Annotated in this window: 15 protein-coding genes and 1 tRNA gene; 5 read left to right on the top strand and 11 right to left on the bottom strand. The window is 50.8% G+C overall.

Annotated elements, in window-relative coordinates; all coding sequences use genetic code 11:
* Nucleotides 1-150: 150 nt before the first annotated feature.
* The 5 genes from ACN0YR_RS22600 to ACN0YR_RS22580 form a co-directional block, all read right to left on the bottom strand.
* Nucleotides 151-711: an isochorismatase family protein gene (locus ACN0YR_RS22600; protein WP_417851475.1), complete on the bottom strand. Its 561-nt coding sequence runs from the start codon at nucleotides 709-711 to the stop codon at nucleotides 151-153.
* Between the two features lie 113 nt (nucleotides 712-824).
* Nucleotides 825-1637 carry an enoyl-ACP reductase FabI gene (locus ACN0YR_RS22595; protein ID WP_417851478.1) on the bottom strand — a complete coding sequence of 271 codons (813 nt, stop codon included), beginning with the start codon at nucleotides 1635-1637 and terminating at the stop codon, nucleotides 825-827.
* A gap of 282 nt (nucleotides 1638-1919) precedes the next feature.
* The gene (locus ACN0YR_RS22590; protein WP_417851474.1) at nucleotides 1920-3653 is read right to left on the bottom strand and encodes a hypothetical protein; all 1734 of its coding nucleotides are present in this window, start codon (nucleotides 3651-3653) and stop codon (nucleotides 1920-1922) included.
* A gap of 55 nt (nucleotides 3654-3708) precedes the next feature.
* Complete coding sequence (locus tag ACN0YR_RS22585; RefSeq protein WP_417851473.1) at nucleotides 3709-4827, bottom strand: aminopeptidase; 1119 nt, start codon at nucleotides 4825-4827, stop codon at nucleotides 3709-3711.
* Nucleotides 4828-4889: 62 nt separating this feature from the next.
* Nucleotides 4890-5630: a sugar phosphate isomerase/epimerase family protein gene (locus ACN0YR_RS22580; RefSeq protein WP_417851472.1), complete on the bottom strand. Its 741-nt coding sequence runs from the start codon at nucleotides 5628-5630 to the stop codon at nucleotides 4890-4892.
* A 371-nt stretch (nucleotides 5631-6001) separates the two neighbouring features.
* Here ACN0YR_RS22580 and ACN0YR_RS22575 point away from each other — a divergent pair, with 371 nt between their 5' ends.
* The gene (locus ACN0YR_RS22575; RefSeq protein ID WP_417851471.1) at nucleotides 6002-6487 is read left to right on the top strand and encodes a hypothetical protein; all 486 of its coding nucleotides are present in this window, start codon (nucleotides 6002-6004) and stop codon (nucleotides 6485-6487) included.
* A 245-nt stretch (nucleotides 6488-6732) separates the two neighbouring features.
* On the opposite strand, the gene ACN0YR_RS22570 is transcribed toward ACN0YR_RS22575, so the two are convergent.
* Nucleotides 6733-7782 (bottom strand): nucleoside monophosphate kinase, encoded by a 1050-nt coding sequence (locus tag ACN0YR_RS22570; protein WP_417851470.1) that lies wholly within the window; start codon nucleotides 7780-7782, stop codon nucleotides 6733-6735.
* 551 nt (nucleotides 7783-8333) lie between these two features.
* Nucleotides 8334-8921, bottom strand: coding sequence for a DUF2628 domain-containing protein (locus tag ACN0YR_RS22565; protein WP_417851469.1), 588 nt, complete (start codon nucleotides 8919-8921; stop codon nucleotides 8334-8336).
* Between the two features lie 601 nt (nucleotides 8922-9522).
* On the opposite strand from ACN0YR_RS22565, the gene ACN0YR_RS22560 reads away from it, so the two are divergent.
* Nucleotides 9523-11430, top strand: coding sequence for a B12-binding domain-containing radical SAM protein (locus tag ACN0YR_RS22560; RefSeq protein WP_417851477.1), 1908 nt, complete (start codon nucleotides 9523-9525; stop codon nucleotides 11428-11430).
* 146 nt (nucleotides 11431-11576) lie between these two features.
* Here ACN0YR_RS22560 and ACN0YR_RS22555 read toward each other — a convergent pair.
* From ACN0YR_RS22555 to ACN0YR_RS22540, 4 genes are all read right to left on the bottom strand, one after another.
* Nucleotides 11577-11647: transfer RNA gene (locus ACN0YR_RS22555), tRNA-Gln, on the bottom strand.
* Between the two features lie 220 nt (nucleotides 11648-11867).
* The gene (locus tag ACN0YR_RS22550) at nucleotides 11868-12887 is read right to left on the bottom strand and encodes a sugar phosphate isomerase/epimerase family protein (RefSeq protein WP_417851468.1); all 1020 of its coding nucleotides are present in this window, start codon (nucleotides 12885-12887) and stop codon (nucleotides 11868-11870) included.
* A 208-nt stretch (nucleotides 12888-13095) separates the two neighbouring features.
* On the bottom strand, nucleotides 13096-16965 hold the full coding sequence (gene smc, locus ACN0YR_RS22545) for a chromosome segregation protein SMC (protein WP_417851467.1): 3870 nt from the start codon (nucleotides 16963-16965) through the stop codon (nucleotides 13096-13098).
* A gap of 126 nt (nucleotides 16966-17091) precedes the next feature.
* Nucleotides 17092-19002: a flagellar basal body P-ring protein FlgI gene (locus tag ACN0YR_RS22540; RefSeq protein ID WP_417851466.1), complete on the bottom strand. Its 1911-nt coding sequence runs from the start codon at nucleotides 19000-19002 to the stop codon at nucleotides 17092-17094.
* 521 nt (nucleotides 19003-19523) lie between these two features.
* On the opposite strand from ACN0YR_RS22540, the gene ACN0YR_RS22535 reads away from it, so the two are divergent.
* From ACN0YR_RS22535 to ACN0YR_RS22525, 3 genes are all read left to right on the top strand, one after another.
* A complete protein-coding gene (locus ACN0YR_RS22535) occupies nucleotides 19524-20900 on the top strand; it encodes a DUF1501 domain-containing protein (protein WP_417851476.1) in 1377 nt (458 codons plus the stop codon).
* A gap of 107 nt (nucleotides 20901-21007) precedes the next feature.
* On the top strand, nucleotides 21008-22570 hold the full coding sequence (locus tag ACN0YR_RS22530) for a protein kinase domain-containing protein (protein WP_417851465.1): 1563 nt from the start codon (nucleotides 21008-21010) through the stop codon (nucleotides 22568-22570).
* A 137-nt stretch (nucleotides 22571-22707) separates the two neighbouring features.
* On the top strand, nucleotides 22708-23697 hold the full coding sequence (locus ACN0YR_RS22525) for an acetyl-CoA carboxylase carboxyltransferase subunit alpha (protein WP_417851464.1): 990 nt from the start codon (nucleotides 22708-22710) through the stop codon (nucleotides 23695-23697).
* The last annotated feature ends 115 nt before the right edge of the window (nucleotides 23698-23812 follow it).

Raw genomic sequence — 23812 nt, 5'->3', positions numbered from 1 at the left:
AAATCACCAATCACCTCAAATCTACTGAAAAACTAAAAGAAAGATGCTCTAGAGCATCTTTCGAATTGGTTTGCAGGTTTTGCCTCGTGGCGAACAGCGATTCTATTGATGAAACGCGTTCTTCACGGGCAAACGGTAGAGCAAACTGCTCTAGTTGCGACCGGTGATGATGCGGCTGATCTGTTTGAATTCATCCGTCCCAGCGACTTCGCACCATTCGAAGAGGACCATTTCCGTGGTCACCAGCTGGACGCCAGAGTCCGCCATGCGCTTAAGTCCGAATTCGTAGTCGGTTCGGTTTCTACTGGTGGCTGCATCCGCAACGACGAAGACTTCGAACCCGTTCGCCAACAGGTCAAATGCTGTTTGCAGAACACAAACATGTGCTTCGATCCCAGCAAGAACAACCTGATATGGTTGGTCAGGTGTCGTCCCTTGCTTTGCCCATTCAAGCGTTTCCGTGCAACTGAATCGCATTTTAGCAGGACGTTCAGCAATGAGGTCCGCGAGCACATCAACGGTTCCACCGAGCCCCTTGGGGTACTGCTCTGTCGCATCGACCGGGACTTCAAGAACGTTTGCACCACGAACAAGCTTGAGACAGTTTGAAATCACTGTCTCACGTTCTTTCATGGCTGCCAGCAGTTTCTCCTGCATGTCCACGATGAGCAGACGACTCGATGTCGCTGTGAGCAACTGAGAGCTTCGCATTTTGAGAAAAACCGTTCGGGGAGAAAATCAATCGGAGCAGGATTTCAAAATGTTTCGTTCCCAAGTTGGAGCTTGAGAACGAAACGTGAAAATGTCCTGCGGAACAGAACCGACTAAGCTTTGTCGAAGGCGTCAGTTGGCGGAGCCCCCATGCAGTGATAACCGGAGTCGACATGCAGGATCTCTCCGCTGATTCCACTGGCATTATCACTCAGCAGAAACGCAGATGCTTTCCCGACTTCTTCAGCAGTGATGTTCCGACGAAGTGGGGAGAATGTTTCGTAAAGTTGGAACATCTTTTTGATGTCTCCCACTCCACTGGCACTCACAGTTTTGACTGGGCCAGCACTGACTGCGTTCACCCGAACACCTTGCGGGCCGAGTTCGTGAGCAAGGTAGGTCACCGCACTTTCAAGGGCTGCTTTGCACAAGCCCATCAGGTTGTAGCCGGGAACCACGGTTTCACCGCCGAGGTAACTCAGTGTGAGAATACTTCCACCCTCGTTCAGGATCGGTCTTGCCCGACCTGCCATGGCGATCAAGCTGTAGGCGCTGATCTCCATGGAAAGTTTGAAGCCGTCGCGGCTGACGTCATAAACCGGGCCGGTGAGGTCTGCTGGTGGTGCGAACGCCACGCTATGCAGAACGAAGTCAATCTTGCCGAATTCTTCTTCAGTTTTCTTGAAGACGGCGTCGAGATCTTCATCTTTGGTGACATCACAAGGAATGACAAACTTGCCGCCAAGTGGTTCAACGAGTTTACGAACTTTCTTTTCATTCTTTGGGCGAGCAGCATCCTTGTCAGGAAGGTGAGTGAAACCGATTTCTGCACCTTCTTTGAAAAGCTGTTGTGTAATCGCCCAGGCGATGGAATGATCGTTCGCAATGCCAACGACCAGTCCTTTTTTTCCGTCAAACAATCCCATTGCAATTCTTTCGATGTATTCAGGTTCGGGCATGTGTTGAGATCTTCTCCGAAAACCGAAGTGTTGAAGTCTTTTCTCGGTGTTCTTCTCAACGTTTTTCTTAGTGATTGAGAAGTCAACCTGAGGTCTTCAGGTCAGATCTTAAGAGGAACTCATGCGTGAATCCGCAAAATAACTGAGTTTCTGCCGCGCTTCAATCAGAGAAGGAGACTTCGCTCAATATCCAGAAAAAAATCCGCAGTCGCCAAGCGACTGCGGATTCAGAATTTACGAAATTTTTGTCTATTTCGCTGGCTTGAGACCGAATTGAACGGAGTAAGCCCCTTTTTCAATCGGTTGGAGATAACTGAACGTCGGAGTCAGGTATTTCTCAATTTTCTCGAACGGTGGAAGAACTGAGAAGTCAAATTCCCCTTCGGTCGCAGCGTCGTATTCTCCCAAACGAAGTTTTTCGTAAGGATCACGCAACGTTGACTTTGGCGATTGATAGGAGAGCATCGAGACTTTCGCAGGAAGGTGTTTCTGCCCACGTTTGAATTCTGCGGAATCCTTCAGAGCGTCCCCGCCTGCTTTTCCTTCGACAACTTCCCAGAGCCGGTCCATTTTTGATGCGACAAAGATCTGACCATCCTTAATGGTGATCGCGATTTCAGCGTCATCTGGTGTGATCACGCTGTAGGCACGGTTTCCACGAATGTCGTGCTCTTGAACTTCTCCAGCCGACTCAACGGCGGCTTCGATCAATTTCCAGGCTTTGTCCTCATCCGTGACTCCAATTGAGACCGCGAATTGAACATCAACGTCTGCGCCTTCGAATTTTTGTTTGTAGTAACCCTGTATTTTCCCTGAGAGAACATCCGCAATATCTCGCTTGAGATGCAGGTTGTTCTGATTGGCCTGACGAGTGAGGTCGGTCACTTGGCGATCGAAGGCTCCCGGTCCCATGAAGCCGTCAACGACTGCTTCAATAGCTTCGTAGGCGCCTGAGACGTTCCAGTCTGTAGCAAAGAACTGCGTGACATCGGCGGGAACCCAAGCTGGGACACCTTCGATGGTTTCACGCAACTCAAACATTCTCAAGATCCCGGAAGCAGGTCGATCGACGTAAACCATCGACTTGGAGACGATGTTGAACTCGCCAGCATCCAGTTCCATGGTTGAGCCACTGGCTTTCAGTCGGTTCAAACCAAGAGTTGGCAGGTACAATGGGATGAGATTTACAAAAGGCTTTGCCTGTGGAACCAGTTCCAAAGCTGCAGTCGTCACTCCAATAGGATTGACGTACCAAATTGTGTCAGGAGTCGATCCATCAGTGGTAGCACATTGCTTCAGAATTGCAGAGTAGAACTCATCATTTGCAAATGTTTGTTCACTTTTTCCATCCCAGAGGTCAAGAACCGACTCAGCCAGCGATCGTGAAGAGGTCAACACAAATTGACCATCCTTCATGAAGTAGGTGATGTCGATTTCCGAGTAGTCAGGATGTTCGGTTTGAATGGTGTAGTAGTTGAGCTTCGCGCCAGCGTACTCTTCTGTCTGTTTTTCGAAGCCTGTTTCATCGCTAATCGCCTGATCAGAGAGTTCGACCAACCGATCCACGATGTCCTGATGATCTCCGTATTCAAGGAAGACGACTGCTCCGAGTGGTTGACCGATTGGGCGAACGATCGAAATTGTGGCATCGCCAGCCAGCAGGGCGGCGAGATCACTCAGCGGCATGCCGAGTTCTGATTCGATTTTTTCGAGCCCTTCGCTTGCCTCTTCTTGAAATTTCTCGAGAAGTTGGACGCGGAACTCTTCGAGTTCAGGACTATTGATGAGCTGCCCGTAGGAAGTGTTCTTAAAGGCTTCATAGGTCGCTGGGATGTCTGGTGTTGCTCCATAAAGCAGCACACCGGGTGGAAGCCGATGATCGGATCGGACATTGTCCTGAGCAAAGAGCTCCGCCGACAACAGTGCTGTCAGGCCCAACGCACAGACAATTGCCATTGAAGCCGATTGAATCGAAACACGCATTTCTAAAAGTCCTTAAGGGTTGATTGGTCAACAACTGAGAACGCTCTGCGAAGCATTACCCCAGGCCAACATTTAAAGGTTGCAGGTTCTCTGGCAGAAAACGACCGTTTTCGCGAATTAATTTGCCGTCGAACCAGATTTCTCCGCCTCCGTATTCCGGAGTTTGAATGAGCACGAGATCCCAGTGAACGCGGCTGCGATTCCCGTTGTCGGCGCTATCATAGGCATTCCCCGGAGTCAGGTGCATTGATCCGCCGATTTTTTCGTCAAAGAGTGTGTCCATCATCGGGTGCTTGACTCGATTATTGCAGCCCAGCGACCATTCACCGATGTAGCGTGCTCCGGGATCGGTATCAAGAATTTCATTCAGGCGTTCAGTTTGTCCGGTGCAGGTTGCGTCGATGATTTTGCCATCTTTGAATTCGAATCGAATATTCTCGAAGACAGTCCCCTGATATCGCGATCCGGCGTTGTACTGGATCACACCATTCAGGCTATCCCGAACGGGAGCAGTGAAAACTTCTCCATCGGGAATATTTCTTCCCCCAGAGCAGGGGATGACCGGGATATCCTTGATCGAAAATTTCAAATCTGTTCCTGGACTTTTGATGTGAACTTCATCGGTTGCCAGCATCAACTCTTTCAAAGGCTCTTGTGCCACTCCCATGGCTGCGTAGTCGGCAGTGCAGACATCGAAGAAGAAATCTTCGAATGCTGCGGTACTCATGCGGGCAGACTGGGCCATCGAGTGAGTTGGATAACGGAGGACGACCCATTTCGTTTTCGGGACCCGGATATCAATATGAACCGGCTGCCAGATCGATTCGGTCATCAAGTCCATCTGCTTACCCGGAACGTCTGCAAATTGATCGCTGTTGGCTGCTCCACGAATGCCAATATACGCATCCATTTGCCGCATGACATTCGCTTCAAGTTCGCCGACAAGCTGCAATGAGGCCTTGTCTCCGCTGGCGTAAAGTGAACGAAGGATTTCGTTGCTTTTCCAGGAGACGACGGGCAAACCGCCGACAGCGCGAACTTTCTCAACCAATTCACAAACAAGGTTCGACTCTGGTAAGTCGAAAGCCTCGATCAGAATTTTCTCACCGGCTTGCAGCTGACAACTATGTTGAATGAGGACATCTGCCAGGGCAGAAATTCGAGGATCTTTCACAGCCAACCTTTCTTGAAACGCCAGGACTCAACCTGTTGGCCGATCTGCGATCTCAGGGCGCCCTACAGCAGTGAGTCAATCAACATTCGCAACTTACGCAATTCCAGCGTTCGTTGGTCCTTGTCCATCTCGTCCGGGAAGAGTTCCACGGAGAGTGCCCGATCATAGCGGTGTTTGTCGAGTTGCGAAATCAACCGGGCGTAATCGACTTCACCCAGACCAACTTGAACTTGCAACTGCTTTTCAGTGGAGTCTCGCAGGAAGACGTGGCTGGTGTAGCCGGTGACGAGTTCGAGTGTCGTTTCAAACTTTTCTTCACCCAGGAAGTAGCTGGGGTCGAATCCCAAGCCAAGGCCATCCACGGATTGGCACAGTTCGACGGCAGTATGGGCATCTTCAGAAAGCCGCCCTCGCTCGGTTCGAATTGCAACACGAACACCCTCTTTGGATGCCGCGGCCACCAATGTTTTCAAACGGTCAATTTCCGAATTGAAAGGTGTCCCCACAACTTCTGAAGGGATATTGATCTGCGTCACACGCAATGCCTTGGCAAGTTTGCAAAGCTCGGTGAACGGCTTCAATTCGATTGCGTTCGCAAGTGTGAGTGCCACCGGTGTTAAGCGAGTTCGATCTCGCAGGTGGGCGTGAAACTCATCCGGGGAGCTTGTCACATAAGATGGTTTCAAGGCTCCGTTTTCATCCAGGTAGATCTCTACTTTGTCGTATTCGAGATCATTAATCAGCGTTAGAGCTTGCCAGAAATCCAATTCTGAAAAGCATCTTGTCGATGCAGCCACAAACACGCATTCACTCCCTTGCAACATACCTGTCCCACCAGATCCTATGACTCTGGACACATTCCAAAGCATCAATAGGAAATCACGCAAGCTGCGCGAGTGGTAGGGCTAACGTACTCTATTCCGGTTAGCGAAATACTGCAAGATCGTCAAAACCTACGTCTTGCATCAGTTGTTGGATTCTTCCAGATTCTCCGTATTTTACGGGACGGTATGCCGATAATCGATGTAAGGAGAACAAACAGTTCCTCCAAGTGGCAGATTTTGCCATGAAAGATATCTCAAGTCACGGTCCCGAAGCGTTTCAGGCAATTCATGCCAGAACGCTCGGAATCTGATCCAGGGGCGGGAGCCTCAACAAACTGAGGACGGCACACATGAAACGAATTCATCTCTTGGCGATGGCAGTCTGCCTCATCCCGGCAGTGACGGCAAACGCTCAAAGCCAACGGCAAATGCCACAGCAATTTCCACAACAGTTCCCACAACAAAACCAACAGTTGCAAAGCCAGCAACCGCAAATTCAACAAACCCGAGGCATTAAAGCCCAGGTTGAAAAAGTGAATGATGCAGTGGCAGATGCTTATGCACAGCAGCATGTGAATGCGAATTCCTACTCTGGACACGTTTATAGTGGTGGAGGAGGACAGTATTACGGCGGACATGGTGGAGCCGCCAACTATTATGGTGGTGCTTACTGCCAGCAGTACGGGTGCGATCTCAACTGCTACCCACGCCACAACTACACTTATGGATACCAACGCCCAAAACACTTGGTCTATCCACAGCAAAATGCGACCGGTGGAGCTGTTGTTTATCCGTACTACACACACAAAGGCCCCAGCGATTTCTTCCGTAAGTAGAAAATTGCGAAAGTCGTGAAACAAAAAAAGCCCACCAGTTGAAGTCAACCGGTGGGCTTTTTGTGTATTGATACGATGCAGTTTTCAAATCGTCGGATGCATCTCAAGTCCGGCAAGGAAATCGCCCACTTTCGCATCTTTCAAATTGGTTTGCAGGTTCTGCCTCGTGGCGAACAATATTTTTACAAGAGAAATGCGTTCTTCACAGGCAAACGGTAGAGCAGAGTGCTCTCTCCGTGCGCAGATCACGACTTCTTTGCCTCGGGGAATGGTTTCAGACCGAGAAGCATTTCAGTTCTTTCGGTGTACGGATTGGATGTGAAGGCTTGGTCGGTGTGCTCAGCGAGGTGACTTTCGACAAGAGTATAGACTGCTGGCCGGTCTTGGCTGGTGTCGATTTCAATGCACTTATTTTTGTTTTTGAAAAGCTCAACCGTCGGGAGCGTTTCCTCGTTGAAAGTGTCGAATCTCAGTTTCATGCTTTCAACATTGTCATCGCTTCTTCCTGAATACTTGGCACGCCCAAGAATTCGCTTTACGAGAACTTCATATGGGCAGTCGAAGTACAGCATTTTGGGAAGTTCAGTCTCCCGGCCAAAGATTTCGTACCAACCTTCCAGATTCGCGAGAGAGCGTGGGAAGCCATCAAGAAGAAAATTGTTCTTGCCGGTGGTTCTGGTCAATGTCTCCATCGCGTTTTTGAGGAGGCTCACCACGATTTCATTCGGGACCAACTTTCCTGATGTGATGTAATCTTCAATGGTCTCAGCGGTCTCTCCGCCCGCTTCACGTTCTTTGCGAAGGAGTTCACCAATGGACAAGTGAGTCCAACCAAGTTGAGCTTCAGCCAGTTCACACATCGTCCCTTTTCCAGTCCCGGGACCTCCAAGAACGAAAACAACATTGGGCTTCGGGCAGGGGAGACGTGGGTCGAAGTGGTGGACCACAACTTTCGGTGCCGGAGCAACTCCCTTTTTGTAGACATGCCATTTTCGATCGGTCGGAGGCATCTCATCATCAGAAGTGATGTCGTAGGCAAGATGGCCGTCCAGCCGGCAAATTCTCCAGGAGTTGTAGCTATTGGAGTAGGAAAGGGCAGGGCTTCTGGCACATTTCCCATCAGCTCGATCCCAAGCCATCTTCCCGTTCCAATAGCCCAAACTGGAAAGAGTCCCGGATTCCGACTCGGCAGGCGGTGCCGTTGATGGAACAAAGAGACCATCCACTTCAGGGAGGCCTGCCCCTGAAACTTCAACGAAGAATGTATTTGGTTTGAGCTCGTTTGTTTTGGCCATGATTTCTTTTATCAATCGGTGTTGACTGGATTTGCCTTCGACGTTGTAGATAATCCATGTCGACCAGACAACCACCGTCGCGCCAAAAGAACAGGTCAGGAACGAACTCGTTTTCTCTGCGAAAAAGTGTTTTCCTCTATCGTTTGTCGGTGAAGATCGCTCTCACAGCTGCATAGAGAGCCGGCCCCCAGCCAGAACACGAACATTATTTCCGAAATGCTTTTAGAGCATCTTGAGAATTGGTTTGCAGGTTCTGCCTCGTGGCGAACAGCATTTTTACCAGAAAAATGCGTTGTTCACGGGCAAACGGCAGAGCAAACTGCTCCTAGCCAGTGGCCCTGCGAATTCGGCACGTTGCGATTTGTCATAAACCCGGACTTTGGAGAGAGTTCGGAGTGCCCGAGAACTGGTCGGCCTTCGCAGCTCAAAACTCACTGTCCAGTTTTGACACTCGAGTTCTCCGGCTTTTACTCAGCAACCATTCCGGAAACTTGTGTGCGGGGGACTCCTCTCAGTCTTTCAGAGAGCAACTTCGGGTTGTAGGGGCAGTTCTAAAAATCTTCAGGAGAAATGATCACCAGCGCAGCGATCATTGCGATGATGACTAGAAAGAACATGCCAAACCCCGAGAGTAAACTTGTCCCCCCTCGTTTTTGCAGGAGTCGTCGAACAGTTTCGTCGTCGTCATGCTCGGAGCGAATTTTGTCAACCTCTTTTCGCGAGTGAGAAAGGTACCAGGTGTTGGCATACATCCCGATTACGATCGACGTGCCAAGTCCAATGACTCTGTCCAGGATTTCAGAAATGTCGGGCCGATTTAAGACCTTCAGCAGGATAATCTCTTGAAGAACTGTTTCCAGAATAATGAAACCGTAGAACAAAAATGTAATGAAATACATTTTGCGATACGGCAGCCAGATCCCGGAAAACAGAAATGCCACAAAATTGAAGCCAGTTTTCTGATCTCGGCCTTCGAGGACGGACTCCCATTGCTTGTAATAATAGGCCCACTTATTTCCTACGAATGCCCGCAAGTCTTTCTTGACGCTGGAGTCTTCTTGCGGTTCGGAGTCCTGAATACTCGCTGAGGTCGGTGCTGCAAATGGATTTTCGGAATCCGTTGAGAAATCATCAACCATCGATGCCCTTTCGTGAAGGCTGTGTTAGGTCCGTATTCCTTCAGTCCATCACATCATAAGCAGGGGCAAAGGCCAAAAGAAAGTAATAACGCAACGATCCACAGCCAGCGACAGAAAACGGGTAACACGCTGTCGCAACGCCGAGTCAATGTATTCAGCAAGCAACCGCAGCCACTTGCGGCATTCAGCAAAAGTGACTGAGAAACCGCTCTGAGAACTTTTGGAAATGAACTCCGCAATCTCTCTTTATGTTTGCACTCGATTGAATTGTGGTGTTTTATTGTGAAAGGGAGCATCGATGGCACAAGAGGAGCAGTGAACGTTCACTTTTCTTAAGCTCGGTTGTGGAGGCAGTCTTTGGGTCGAGGTTTAAGCGGGATCAGCTACACTCTGAGCTTGGTACTTGTTGGACTTGCCAACACGCTTTGCACTTTCTGTTCATAGAATCAGCCCGGAAACTATTGGAATGATTATCTTTCTCACTGTTTGAGAAAGCATGTTCAGGTTTCAGGATCAGTTCTCATCATTTCATCACTGGCATAAACTTTACTTGACCCCAATCCTTCAAAACTCACCGCGAGTCCTCTCTGTCATCCCCCCGATGACTCAGCTGAACACTCCCTATCCGTCCACTGCATACCTGACCGGGTTTCTGCGATCTCGTGGAGTCGATGCTGTTCAGGAAGACCTGGCACTGGCATTAGTACTGAACCTGTTGTCATCGACAGGTTTGCAAAATGTTTATCAGCAGGTCAAGGAGAATCCAAAGCCATCTCGTCTCGTCAGAAAATTCTGCGAACAGTTCGACAATTATTTAGCCACGATTGATCGTGTCATCGCATTCCTTCAAGGTCGTGACCCCACGTTGGCGCACCGAATTAACAGTCGCATGTTCCTCCCCGAAGGTGCCCGGTTTGACTCGCTGGAGGTCTATGAAGACGAGGATGATGGTGGTGATCCGTTAGGATGGGCGTTTGGAGCGTTAGGTGTTCAGGATCGGGCCAGACATTTTGCGACTCTGTATCTCAGCGACCTTGCCGACGTCTTGCGTGAAGGAATTGACCCACGGTTCGAGTTTGTTCGGTATGCCGAATCACTGGCAGCCAGTCAGCCGACCTTCGATCCTCTGGCTGATGCATTGTCCGAACCAATGAATCTCGTTGACCGGAACTTGCGAGACCTGACGCTGGCTGCCATTTCTCGACATCTCCCAAATCTCGTGCTTGTGTCAGTTCCGTTTCCCGGAAACGTCTATGCAGCATTCCGAATCGCTCAGGCAATTAAATCTGAACACCCCGATGTCATCACCGTCCTGGGTGGCGGATTTGTGAATACGGAATTGCGAGAGATTACTGAAACTCGCTTGTTCGACTATTTCGATTACATCACGCTGGATGATGGAGAACGTCCTCTCCTGGCGCTGCTGGAACACCTTCGTGGTGAACGACCACGAGGCCAGCTGGTGCGAACATTTGTACGAGAATCTGTGCGAGAAACGGAATCGACAACGAGTAACTCTTGTGAAGTTCAATACATCAACCATCCGGAACCAAATGTGCCTTTTGCGGAAGTCGGCACTCCGACTTGGGATGGCCTGCCGGTCGATCAGTATCTGTCGACCTTGGACATGCTCAATCCGATGCACCGGTTATGGTCGGATGGTCGCTGGAATAAATTGACGATTGCTCACGGCTGCTACTGGAAGAAGTGCAGCTTTTGCGATGTGACACTGGACTACATCGGTCGCTATGACGGAGTTGCAGCGACCACCCTGGTGGATCGTATTGAAGCAATTATTCAAGAAACCGGACAGACAGGTTTTCACTTTGTAGACGAAGCCGCACCACCAAAAGCACTCAAAGCGATGGCGGAAGAGCTGCTGCGTCGCAACGTGACCGTCTCCTGGTGGGGGAACATTCGCTTCGAAAAATCATTCACTCCCGAACTGTGTGAACTATTGGCAGACAGTGGCTGCATCGCGATTTCCGGAGGGTTGGAAGTTGCCTCAGATCGACTGTTAAAGCTGATGAAGAAGGGAGTCTCGGTTGATCAGGTCGCACGTGTGACGCGGGCTTTCACCGATGTCGGCATTCTGGTGCACGCTTACCTGATGTATGGGTTTCCAACACAGACTGTGCAAGACACCGTCGATGCTTTGGAATACGTCCGCCAGCTGTTTGAGGAAGGCTGCATTCAGTCCGGTTTCTTCCATCGTTTCACCTGTACGGTTCACTCACCAGTCGGAAAGAATCCGGAAGAGTACGGCATTCAACTCATCCCATTGCCTGAGGTCTCCTTCGCAAAGAATGACATTGATTTCATCGACCCCACAGGTGTCAATCACGATTCCCTCGGCGTCGGACTCAATAAAGCGCTGTACAATTTCATGCATGGAGTCGGCCTGGAAGCCGACATCCGCAGCTGGTTCGAGAGCAGAGTCCCGCGATCGAGAGTCAATCGAGACTTCATTGCCCAAGCGCTCAACCAAAATAAGTCAAATCGAAGATGAAAAGAGCAGACCAGATCCGTCCGACAGATCAGCGAGCCGGATCAAATCATTAAAGAACAAACAAAAGAAATTGGCAGCGCGAGCCAGTGAACTGCACGGCCGAAGACGAAGAAACGCAAGATACGCTTCAAAGAGAGCTCAAAAATTAGCCCGACCAGGATTTGAACCTGGACTAAAAGAATCAGAATCTTTCGTGCTACCGTTACACCATCGGGCTGTGAATCGGTTGGGGTATAATATCGACAATGTGAATCGCTGCAACCGACTGGTTCGTGCAACTGAAATTTTGCCGGACACTTGAAGTGTCCGGCAAATTTCTAGAGCATCTTTCGAATTGGTTTGCAGGTTCTGCCTCGTGGCGAACAGCATTTTTACTTGAGAAATGCGTTCTTCACGGGCACACGGTAGAGCAAACTGCTCTAGCTGAACGCTTCAGATTAAAAACCGCGAAGCTCTTTGATGTCTGCCATGTTTCTCAGACGGTAGTCGATGTTGGTGTAATCGAGGAGCGAGCACAGGGCACGGACTGCGACGCCCATTCCATCGGGACCGCTGAAACCGCCGAACTGGCCGCCACCTTTGAGGTGTGGTTCGAGTTCGAGGAAGACACCTGGGCCGCCGAGTTTTTTCATGCGTTCATCCAGGGCAGGGATGTGGTCGCGGAAATCTCGGAGGATCGCTTCGTGGCCGCTGTCACCAACATCGGCAGGGACGAAGTTTTTGAGGCGTTCTTCGTCGACGTAGCCGAGCCATTCCATCGCGGGGTCAATTTCATAATCTTTGATGTGAATCCAACCAATGTGTGGTCGCATCAGTTCGTATTCTTCAAAACATTGAACAGGGCTCATGTTCTGGGAGGAAAGGTTTCCGCCATCGTAGATCACGACAAGGTTTTCACGGTTGATTTTGGTAGCCAGTTCGGCCAGCATTTTTCCGTTTTGCCCGATGAGGTTTGCTTCGACCTCAAGGCCATAAACAATTCCGTGTTTGGCGAATTCGTCAGTAATTTTGGCGACCAGCTCAACAGCCTGATCGACATACCCATCGGGAGCTTCGCCCTTAGGTTGGTAGAAGGAGAAGCCGCGAATCAATTTTGCATCGAGAGCAAGAGCCGCTCGGATGGTGTTTGCGACTTCGGTCTCCATGTATTCGTCGAAAGGAACGAACTTGTTGTGCGAGCCATCTTCTTGATCGAGAAGTTTGATCTTGCCGATTCGCGAGCCGATGCTGGCGACAGACATTCCGTATTCCGCGTGAATATCTTTAAGTTGCGAAAGTTCTTCGTCGCTAAGTTCGACGACATGTTTCACTTCGCCAGAGCCAGTCACATCGACAAAACGTGGGCTGTAGTATTTGAGGCCGAGGGCAGCGAGCGAGGCCATTTGCTCGACAGCGGTCTTGCGATTGGCCGCTTCATCAGCGAACGCACTCAAAATGACTTCAGGATTGGCAGACATTGATCCGTTTCTTTCTCTCAGTTTTTTGATGTATCAGCTTTGACGAAATCTGTCCAAGTTATCGAAAACCGTGTGAATCACAACGATTTCAACAATAACGGCTTCAACAGTATTGTCGGGGCTGCTTAGAGAACGGATTGTTGAATGGATCGCCGTACACTTCAAGTGTACGGCAAAACTCTTGTCTCTGATGAGAATCAAAAGGTGATTACGCGGCGTTGCGAATCTCGCCGTTGTCGTTGACATCCTCGAAACTGACAGAGATCCGTTTGGAGACGCCAGCCTGTTCCATGGTCACGCCATAGAGGATGTTCGCGGCGGTCATTGTCCGTTTGCGGTGTGTAATGACCACGAATTGTGTCATTTCGACAAACTCTTTGACAACGGCGACATATCGATCGACGTTCGCTTCATCAAGAGCGGCATCGACTTCGTCCAGCACGCAATACGGGCTTGGTTTGCTTTTGAACATGGCAAAAAGCAAGCCGACGGCGGTCATGGTTTTCTCTCCCCCAGATAGAAGAGAGATCGACCGAAGTTCTTTTCCGGGGGGACGTGCGACGATATCGATGCCACATTCGAGGACATCATTGGGGTCTTCGAGGATGATATCGGCGTCACCTCCGCCGAATAACTTGCGGAAGAGTTCCTGGAAGTGAGTGCGGATCGTTTCGAAAGTTTCGATAAAGATTCGTTCGCTCTCTCCGTTGATTGTTCTGATGATATCTTCCAGTGCTGCCTTCGCTTCCTGGAGGTCAAGCAACTGGTGGTTCATGTGATTGTAGCGATTTTCAAGCTCTTCGAGACTCTCGAGCGCTTCCGTGTTCACGTGCCCCATTGACTTGATTTTTCTTCGTAATCGATCAACGCGGGATTCGAGCTCTTCGCGAATTTCTTCAAAGGAGGGAAGGATGATGTCGTCGATTGAATCTTCTGATCCATCGGACAACTCTGACTCGTTTTCAGAACTTGCACCCGCTTCAAGCTCATGAGCATCAGCTTCAGTCGCCGTCTCGTTCTCGGACTCTTCGAGCGAGTCGCCTTCAGTGTTCAGTTTTGCTGCGACATCTTCGCCATACCGTTCTTCAAGGTAGATTCGATAAGCAGAGACTCCGCTGGAGACGAGTTTGTCTAACGGGATTTGAAACTCTTCAAAAATTCTGTCAGCGGTGCCAGTCAGTTGATGCCGCAGGTTTTGGATGGCAATTTCAAGTTCATGCTGCTGATCCTGAAAGACTCGACGCTGTTTGTGTTCGGCATCTTCCTGCTTTGAAAGAGCTTTTCTCAATGCTCTCAGTGAGTCTCGTTCAAGGAAGAACTGCCGAGTTTCCTTCACTGTTGTTTCGAGTGCGATGGCGTGGGTCGCAATGTTTTGTTCGGCGTTCAAAATCGTCATGCGACCACGTCGCAGCGACTGCTCAGCTTGTTGCGATTGCTGTTGCGCTTCTTCGGATTGCCGTAAGGTCTGGCGATGCTCTTTCTCGAGGTGTGCCTGTCGGTCCCTCAAACTGGAGAGGCGTTCTTCGTGCTTCGCCATTTCCAGTTGTTGAGATTTCATTTCCTGTGCGAGCTTCTGAATTTCCTTCTCGGCACCTTGGATTTCGGATTCAATTTCTTGAATCGACTGCTTCAGCTTTTGTTCTTCTTCAATAAATTGATTGAGTTCATTTTGCAGCTCGGCAATTTCCTGCTCGGCTTCCTGGGATTTGGTGCTGAGTTGATCGAGTTGTTGTTGCTTTTGATTCCGTTCTGCAGAAAGGCGCTGTCCTTCCTTTTCTTCACCTGCGAGCAATGCTGAACATTCGGAGAGAGAGCTTGCTTTCTCCTCGAGTTCACGCCGGGCTGAGGCGAGTTCGGTTTGCTTTGATTCAATCGAACTCCCCAGAACGGACTGCCGCTCCAGCAACGCTTCGATGTTGCGATCATGTTGATGAATATTGTTTCGCAACTGGCGAAGTTCACTTTTTCGCGAGACGATCGACGATTCGTGCGGCACGGTCCCGACGAACAATTCCCCGGCTGGCGAAAGGACTTCTCCTTGCAATGTGACGAAGCGAATTTTTTGTTCAGCTGAGTGCGACGCGATCAATCTCCGCGCATCGTCAAGCGTTTCGACAATCCAGGTATCGCTTAAAACCGCAGCTGCAATGCCGGGCGACCGTTCTGAATCTGCAATTAAACGATCGGCACGTCCAAAGACCCCGGGCTGACCTGTCAATTCGACTTCCACTGCCGATGAGCCTGAAGTACGCGCCTCTGAACTTAGAGGTGTTGCACTCTGGGGCAGGGCAGGGGAGGGGGGATGCGACTGTGACGGCTTTGTCTTCACACCCACAAAGCCGACTCGGCCGTCAATGGGAGCTGCTCCTCGGTCGAGGTAATCGAGAAGAGATTCCAAATCTGAAGTCGCAATATACTGTGCCCGCTCTGCCAAAGCTGCGTCAATGATCGGCGCCAGTTCCATCGGAACATCGATGAGGTCACGAACGAGACCGAGCATCCGATTCCAGGGGGGGAAGTGCGAGGTCTTTGATCGCTTCAGAATTTCCTGAACTCCAATCGCGATTCCTTCCTGGCGCTGTTCAAGCTCATCGAGTACCGCCAAGCGAGCGGCTTCCGCACTGCGGCGTTCTTTCAGCTCACTGAGCTGATTTCCGGCGAGTGTTTTTTGATCGGAAAGCGTGGCGCGATTCGACTGCAGATTTTCGATTGCTTGTTGAACGGCACGGTAGGCGACCTCAGCTTCTTCGACAAGTTTCTGGCGTTCCCGTTTGCCAGTATTCGCTCTTTCCAGAAGTTCGTCAGATCGTTGGATTTCGTGTTGAAGATCTGACGACCGTTTAGAATAGGCCTCTGCTTGTGATCTTAGAACAGCCGAGCGTTCGATCGCTGTCGACTTGTTTCTTTCGATCACTTTCAATTGTGAATTCGATTCCGCGATCGTTGAGCGCCATATTGAAATGCGTTCGCGAATCTGGCTCGTTTGGATTTCTTTCTGCTCCAGTTCCTCGCGTACAGTTTCGTATTCTTTGGCGAAATCGTGGAGTTGTTGCTGGGCGAGATGGTACTCGGATTCGACACCATGGACCTGATGTTTCAGGCTGGCGCGCTGAGTCCGCAGTCGGTCAAGTTCAACGGTGATCTCTTGAAGTCGTGTCGACTGATGGTGCATTGTCGATTCATGCGTAGCCATGGCCTGACGATTACTGGCGATGGTTCTTTCATGGTCGATCAACTTGTCATCAAATTCAGAGATGGATTGATCTGTTTCGTGTCGCTGTTGTTCGATCTTGGCGACACGTTCCAGAATGTCCGCTTCCTGTTGCTTGAGCAGGTCCAGTCGGTCGTGCTTTTCGTCGAGCTTTTGCGAGAGGTGCCTGAAATCGTCTGCGGCAAGTCCGGTCCAGAGTGCTTTCAACTCGGTGGAAACTTCTCGAAAGCGAGCCGCTTTCGTCGCCTGAGATCGCGTCGAATTCAGCTGCGATTCGACTTCGTCAACGATGTCGGTCAGTCGCAACAGGTTTTGTGCGACCCGTTCCAGCCTTCGCTCGGCATCGATTCGCCGTGCTTTGAACTTACTGATTCCGGCAGCTTCCTCGAAAACAAGACGTCGAGTCGTCGGATTGGCCTGCAGAATTTGATCGACGCGGCCCTGTTCGATGATGCTGTAAGCTGCGGTTCCGGCCCCTGTTCCCATAAAGACATCACGGATATCCTTGAGACGAACGGCAGATCCGTTGAGAAGATATTCTGAATCTCCACTTTGATACAGGCGGCGACCGATAGAGACCTCTGCTGAATCGATCGGAAGGAGTCCCTGTGTGTTGTCGAAGGCAAGCGTCGCTTCTGCAAACCCGCTGGCGCGTCGTCCCGATGATCCGTTGAAGATCACATCGGACATATCTTTCCCGCGAAGACTCTTCGCAGACTGATCCCCCAAGATCCATTTGAGGGCATCAACAACGTTACTTTTCCCACTTCCATTTGGCCCAACGACGCACGTGATCCCCGGCGAAAATTCGAACAGTGTCCGATCCGCAAAACTCTTGAATCCGAACAGTTCCAGGGACTTTAACATCGACAGAAATCGGGAATTGGGGGTTGGGAATCAGGTTGAGTGAGTGCCACACTTTCAATGTGGACCGCTGGACTTTCAGCGGTTCTGGGTTCGTCGCCATCGGGGCAACGAACCCGTCACGAGCTTCTACAGCACTTCGAAACTGTTGGGCCCTCCGGCGGCAGCTTTGTCAGCCTTGCCTGTTGGTAGTGTTGAAGTGGGGAGGATCGGCTTGTTGGGGAGCTCTTCGAACAGGTTCGGCATCAGTCCGTCGTTTCCAATTGGAACAGTGCTTGAATCGCCGCTTGAATTATTGCCCATGTCTTCTGGAATCCGATGGTAAACGCGACCAGGTTTCGGAAGTTTGTCGATGGCGATTTCGCCAGGCAGGTTGTGCTGCTGTTCGGCCTGCACGAGCATTTGAACAATGTCGGCATAGGTTGCTCCCAACTCGGTCGCACCTTTAATCACATCGACAACACGAGCCGAGACTTCAAGTGTTTGTGTCTCTTCGCCAGCGGCAATTCGTTTGATGACAATTCCATTGGCGGAAGGGTTTCCCTGGACCAGAATCTTGGAACTGGCTCGAACGAACATCGGTAACTGAAATTTCTGGTTTTGGTTAAACAGAACAACTTCCGCTTTCTTGTTCCGCGTGATATGGATGAACGGTTCAGTCTCTGAGTCGATCAAGTGAAGGGAATAGTCACCCTTCATGTCGATTCGATTCAGGTTTGGATCGTTTGGAGACATCGTCGAAAGGGCACGAAACGCACCATACCGAGTTTCCAAACTTTCATGGTCCATCAATTCGCGAAGTGCTTCAGCTGAATCAGAATTCGGCAGAGCTGCAAGGGCTGCCAGTGCAAAAATTCGGAACGCTGGTTCCTGTGCTGCCGATTCTTTGAGAATCGCGACGCCATCTCCGTTTCCGAGGTAGGCAAGTGCTTCTGCAGCTCGGAATCTCGCTTCGGGTGATTTTGATGCGAGTCCGATTTTCAAAATCGGAATGCCATCCGGTCCGGTTGCTTCGAGTTGCAAAGCTGCTTTCTGAGACGTCGGACCAAACTGAATCGCGTCTTCGAGTTGTTGCATTCGCATATGTTTTTCGACCGGTGTTTCAGTCAATGCCATGTGGCGAATACATTGTAAGTAGCGAGGGTAGTTGTCTCGATACCGTTCGTGAACGATGAGTTCCAGATGAGCGTTACTTTTCGCCTCACACAACTTCCGTTGAATTCCGCTACGGTCGTAATCGTAGAAACGGTGTCCAATTCGGTCGGCGATCGTGGTAGACATCCGGACCGTTCGGTAATCATTTCGAATCGCAACTGTCAAAACTCGATCATCGCCGGTGTATCGGCCTCCACCTGGAATGACGCCTCTTTTCAGTCCTGTTGTCGATTTCGAATCTGTGCTCGTCAAGCTGTTGACGAGGATGGGGCCGACTGCAATGCCGATGTTACTTCCCTCGCGAACCTGTCCTTCGAGAAGGGCATGCTCACTCAACAGGCAGGGCATCAACCATCCACCTGCGAGACTCTTGGCCTGACTTCCATCTGGAAGCGTGACTTCAATATCCATCTTGTCTCCCTTCCGAACAATCGGAGGGATGTAAGCGGTCACAACCACCAGACAGGTATCGGGTGAACGCAACATGGTGTTTGGGTCTTTGATTTGCTCAAGTCGTAAATCATCAAGGAGCCGTTTTCGGAGAGGCGAGGCAGGGGGGTCTTCGCCAGTTCCTTCGAGGCTGTGTACGAAACCTACACCCTGGACTTTGATGTACCCCAAAGTCGATTCGGCGATCTTGATGTAATCACCAATCAGGCGGGAGTGACCTTCTTCTCCTCGAATTGCAGAGCGCACCTTCTGCCGCATGACTTCATCTTTGTCGAACCACTTCCTCAAATTGAGTTCATGACAGCCGCTGAACACGCTACCCAAAGCAAACGAGGCTGCGGTCGCTTTTAAAAATGCCCGTCGCGATTGCGACGCATCTTGTGAGTTGACCTTGGAATCATCGTGATTCTTGGATGCGGGGCGTTTTGCCTGCATGAAAACACCATTTCGACCGACGGCATCGTGACGTCAATCGTCTTTTGAGATTGAGATGAGGGGATTGGTGGGGGAGGAACCGTCCAGAACTGAACGGCCTGTTGAACTGATCCAAAACCTGACCAAGCGATTCGCCTCATTTGAGTAATGAGAGCTTCTGGCCAAATTTCGGGGGCGTTCGAATGTATTATTGGATGAGATGAGAGAGGAGCAGCAGAATACGGCAGGTTCGAATTTTCGGTCAAGACCGCTCCAGTGCCGGAATGACATCAATCCACTCCGATATCGCAGGTCTCAGTGCGGAGAAATCGGCCTCAAAAGCGACAGTCAGTCTCTCCCTTTGAAGTCGAAAACAAGACTGAGAGAGATCTCGGATTGAGGCAGCAGAGGGGATTTGCGGGAGAATCTGCAATTCGGTTGGCAATATCCCAATGAAAAACGTTAGAATTGACGAAAGTTCCCATACCGTTGCATTGGTTCAAGACGATACAGTTTCACACAAACTGGCAAAGGAAGAAATGATGTTAAGCCTTGAAGGGAAAGGGAAAGCGCAAACTTGCGATGGAATGACGAGGCGCGATTTCATGCAGGTCGGCTCTCTGGGAGCGATGGGACTTTCTCTTCCGCACTACCTGCAGGCCAAAGAAGCAGGGAAAATCCGTCCCGGCAACGATAATAAAGCCTGTATCATGATTTTTAATCTGGGGGCTCCCAGCCATATCGACCTGTTCGATATGAAGCCGGAAGCTGCCGCTGAAGTGCGAGGGCCGTTCAAGCCAATTTCGACCGTAGCGGACGGTGTGCAGATTTCAGAGATTCTTCCTGAACATGCAAAAATTGCCGATAAATTCTCACTTGTGCGTTCCTGTCACCACACTGGAGCTGCTGTTCACGATGCTGGATGGCAAATGCTACAAACTGGACGTCAGTTCACCGGTGGCGTCAATACGCCTCATGCTGGTGCGGTTGTCAGTTATTTACGTGGTCGAAAAACCGACTTACCGCCATTTGTGGTTCTGCCGGAACTGATGGGCAGGGGAGGGGGGAACCTTCCGAACGGTCAGGCTGGTGGATTCCTGGGAAAAGCGAACGATCCGTTTGCTTTGAATGCCGATCCATCGGAGAAGAATTTCAAGGTTCCTGATTTGCTTCCACCTCCCGAAGTCGGAACAGTTCGACTCGAACGACGTCGGAAAATGCGGGACATCGTCGATTCGACCGTGAAAAACTTCGAAGCGACCGAAAGTGCGGATCTCCTCAACAGCAACTTCAGCGCCGCATTTCGCATGATGACCAGTTCTCAGGCGCGTGACGCATTCGATCTCACCAAAGAGTCAGCCAAGGTGCGTCAACGATACGGCATGAATCGATTTGGCCAGAGCTGTCTGCTTGCTCGTCGGTTAGTCGAAGCTGGCGTTCGCTTTGTCACTATCAATACCTTCCTGACAGTCTTCAACGAAGTGACTTGGGACATACATGGCTCGAAGCCGTTTACATCCATTGCAGGGATGAAGGATATCGTTTGCCCGATGTACGATCAGGCCTACGCGTCACTCATTCAGGACCTGAGCGACCGGGGAATGCTCGACGACACGCTCGTTTGCAATATTGCGGAATTCGGACGAACTCCGAAAGTGAACCCCGCTGGCGGCCGAGACCATTGGCCGCAGTGCTTCACATCCTACTTCGCTGGTGGTGGAGTGCAGGGGGGGCAAGTTGTCGGAGCGAGTGATCCTGTCGGCGGAGTTCCAGCGGATCGCCCCGTCGACCCCGGGAACATTGTGGCGACCATTTTCCATAGCATGGGGTTTGACTTGGAAACTCATCTGCCGGGGCCAGCCGGTCGACCGTTCCCACTGGTCGATTTCGGCAAGAAAGAAATACACGAATTGTTTTGACTCGTTGAAGCCAAGCCAGAACAAGAGATCGAAAATTCAGTGAATGATTGCGATTTCAGGAGCGTTGTCAGCGGTTCTCAAACAATTCTGCAAATTGAGGTAAGTACGTGTCTGAGAGTGACAAGATCGACGAATATGAACTGATCAACTGTATTGCTACAGGATCGGCAACACAGATTTGGGAAGTCAAAAAGAGCGGAAGTGCGCAACCGCTGGCGATGAAGCTGCTGCTCGAAGAAGCACTTCTTGATCCTGAACAGAAGAAGTCGCTCAAGCATGAAGCGACCATCGGTAAATCGATGGAGCACCCTTCGATCATTCAGATCTACGACCTGAAAATCACGAAGAAGCTCGGCTACTACACAATGGAGTTCTTCCGGTCTGGAAACCTGAAGTCTCTGATTCGCAATGACCATGCCCAGGCACAGGGACGCGTTAAGAAAGTCATGGAGGCGCTCTCGCAAGCGCTGGGTTACTTTCACGACAAAGGCTGGGTCCATCGTGATGTCAAACCGGACAATGTGCTCTTGAACAAAGGGGGAGAAGTTCGGCTCATTGACTTTTCACTAAGTAGTAAGCCATCAAACGCCATTTTACGGGCGATGACAAAGAAGAGTCGAATTGTCATCCAGGGAACGCGGACGTACCTCGCTCCAGAATTGATTCGTCGTGAGGCGCTCACACCTTCTGCAGATATCTACAGCTTGGGTGTTTTGCTCTATGAAGCACTCACGGGAAATCCTCCATTTCGAACAGCCAATCCAAACGACTTGTTGATGATGCACGTTCGAGACAAGCCGGTGAGACCTTCCGAAATTGATGACAACATCTCTCCCGATGCAGACGATCTGGTGTTAAGACTTCTTGCCAAGCAGGTGAAAGAACGTCCCGCTTCAATGCAGGAAGTCTTCGCTGCTGTTCGCGGGATTACTTTCTTCAAAGAAGATCCTGTCAAAGTGCAGCGAGAGCGTAAGGAAGCTCTCGAAATGTCTGATGCGCAAGCTGCTGAGGATCGACTCGACAGTCGTCGAGATGCCAGTCGTGATCGCAGCAAAGATGGCGAATCGAAACCAGCACCAAAGCCAAAACCAAAGCCGATTCCGGTCGCAGAGAAAAAGCCTCAGCCACCGCCGCCTCAACAACAACAGCCCATGCCAGGGTATCCACCACAGCCAGGCATGCCACAACCGGGAATGCCTCATCCAGGGATGCCCATGCCGGGTTACCCCGGAACGATGCCCGGTCAAATGCCACCCGGTTATCCGATGGCTCCCGGGATGATGCCAGGTTACCCCGGAGGAATGCCAGGGTTTCCTCAACAGCCCGGTATGATGCCGGGCCAGATGCCCCCTGGCTATCCGCCACAACCAGGAATGCCTCCCGGTTATCCACAACCTGGGATGCCGTATCCCGGAGCACCTCAACCGGGGGGAATGCCTCCGCAACCCGGACCGCCAGCTGCGCAGCAAGGAGCTCAGCCTCCACAACCTGGAGCACCTGCTCCAACACCAGGCGCACCGCAGCAGCAATCGCCGCCGACAGCACCGCCAACCGCGCCGCAGCAAACTCAGAGGCCACAACCCTCTGCCCCGTCTGCTCCGCCAGCTGAGCAACAAAAGCCGAAAGAGGATATCCCTTTAGCGACCTTTGATGACCTCGAAATTGAATAGAACCAGTCCGAAAACCTCTGGAATCGTCGCTTTCCTCAACGTTTGAGAGAGCAATTTCAAGTTTCAGGACCAGCTCTAATCAATTCCCCTAAAGTTCCATACAGAAATCCATCACGACAAATAACGATTCTATTACTATGTCCGCACCACTTCCGCTCCCTTTCGAACGTCCTATTTTTGATCTGGAAAAGCAGTTAGAAAGTCTGGAGTCTCAACCGAATCCTACGGCTTCCACGCGAGAGTCGATCCGGAACATTCGAACCGAACTTACGAAACTGAAAAGAGAAACATACGAGCAACTTGACGCTTGGCAAATTGTGCAAGTGGCTCGGCACGATGAACGCCCCAAGGCGCTGGATTACATCGAATTGGTCTTTGATGAATTCGTGGAACTCCACGGAGATAAATCCTTCGGAGATGATCGAGCCATCCTGACCGGATTCGCAAAAATCGGCGACCGTAAAGTGATGCTGATCGCGCAGCAGAAAGGACGGAATCTCAAAGAGCGTCTTGAGCACAATTATGGAATGGCTCATCCCGAGGGCTACCGAAAGGCTCTTGGGAAAATGCAGATGGCAGCTAAGTACAACCTGCCGATCGTGTGTCTCATCGACACCGCCGGAGCATATCCCGGAATCGAAGCGGAAGAACGCGGACAGGCGTATCAGATTGCTTTGAACCTGCGCGAGATGTCCAAGATCAACACCCCCATCGTTTGCGTGGTAATCGGGGAAGGGGGGAGTGGAGGCGCACTCGGAATCGGGATTGGAGACCACATCTCCATGCTCCGTTTCGCTTACTACTCGGTGATTAGTCCAGAAGGATGTGCAGGCATTCTCTGGAAGCACGCCAAGTTCGCTGACAAGGCCGCGCTCGCACTGAAGTTTACGAGTTCGGACCTGCTCAAAATGGGCATCGTCGACGAAGTCATCGATGAGCCACTCGGCGGAGCTCATCGCAATCACCGCCAGATGGCGACTTTCATGACAGCCTCGCTGAACAGTGCTCTCAAGCAGCTTTCTGAGATCCCGAAAGACGAGCTCATCAACCGCCGCTACGACAAGTTCCGCAAGATCGGAGTCTTCGAAGAAACGGTGCAAGCAGCCCCGTTGGAATCGGAAGCATAACCGGTTCGGGACCGGATCCGGGATAGTCGCTCTCGGACACGTTCTTAGAACGAACCGAGAGCAGAACTCTCCGCTCGCATTTAAGCAGCACAACCCTCAATATAGGTTTGGCTGC

Source organism: Thalassoglobus sp. (genome assembly GCF_048270125.1).
In the GTDB taxonomy this organism is placed as follows: Bacteria; Planctomycetota; Planctomycetia; order Planctomycetales; family Planctomycetaceae; genus Thalassoglobus.
This window is presented reverse-complemented; position numbering and strand designations above follow the sequence as displayed.

What these genes read in the sequence shown, in the direction of transcription:
- ACN0YR_RS22565 (WP_417851469.1), bottom strand. Translation starts at nt 8,921, where the DNA reads ATGGTTGATGATTTCTCAACGGATTCCGAAAATCCATTTGCAGCACCG.
- ACN0YR_RS22550 (WP_417851468.1), bottom strand. Translation starts at nt 12,887, where the DNA reads ATGTCTGCCAATCCTGAAGTCATTTTGAGTGCGTTCGCTGATGAAGCG.
- ACN0YR_RS22570 (WP_417851470.1), bottom strand. Translation starts at nt 7,782, where the DNA reads ATGGCCAAAACAAACGAGCTCAAACCAAATACATTCTTCGTTGAAGTT.
- ACN0YR_RS22600 (WP_417851475.1), bottom strand. Translation starts at nt 711, where the DNA reads ATGCGAAGCTCTCAGTTGCTCACAGCGACATCGAGTCGTCTGCTCATC.
- smc (WP_417851467.1), bottom strand. Translation starts at nt 16,965, where the DNA reads ATGTTAAAGTCCCTGGAACTGTTCGGATTCAAGAGTTTTGCGGATCGG.
- ACN0YR_RS22560 (WP_417851477.1), top strand. Translation starts at nt 9,523, where the DNA reads ATGACTCAGCTGAACACTCCCTATCCGTCCACTGCATACCTGACCGGG.
- ACN0YR_RS22590 (WP_417851474.1), bottom strand. Translation starts at nt 3,653, where the DNA reads ATGCGTGTTTCGATTCAATCGGCTTCAATGGCAATTGTCTGTGCGTTG.
- ACN0YR_RS22575 (WP_417851471.1), top strand. Translation starts at nt 6,002, where the DNA reads ATGAAACGAATTCATCTCTTGGCGATGGCAGTCTGCCTCATCCCGGCA.
- ACN0YR_RS22540 (WP_417851466.1), bottom strand. Translation starts at nt 19,002, where the DNA reads ATGCAGGCAAAACGCCCCGCATCCAAGAATCACGATGATTCCAAGGTC.
- ACN0YR_RS22535 (WP_417851476.1), top strand. Translation starts at nt 19,524, where the DNA reads ATGTTAAGCCTTGAAGGGAAAGGGAAAGCGCAAACTTGCGATGGAATG.
- ACN0YR_RS22525 (WP_417851464.1), top strand. Translation starts at nt 22,708, where the DNA reads ATGTCCGCACCACTTCCGCTCCCTTTCGAACGTCCTATTTTTGATCTG.
- ACN0YR_RS22595 (WP_417851478.1), bottom strand. Translation starts at nt 1,637, where the DNA reads ATGGGATTGTTTGACGGAAAAAAAGGACTGGTCGTTGGCATTGCGAAC.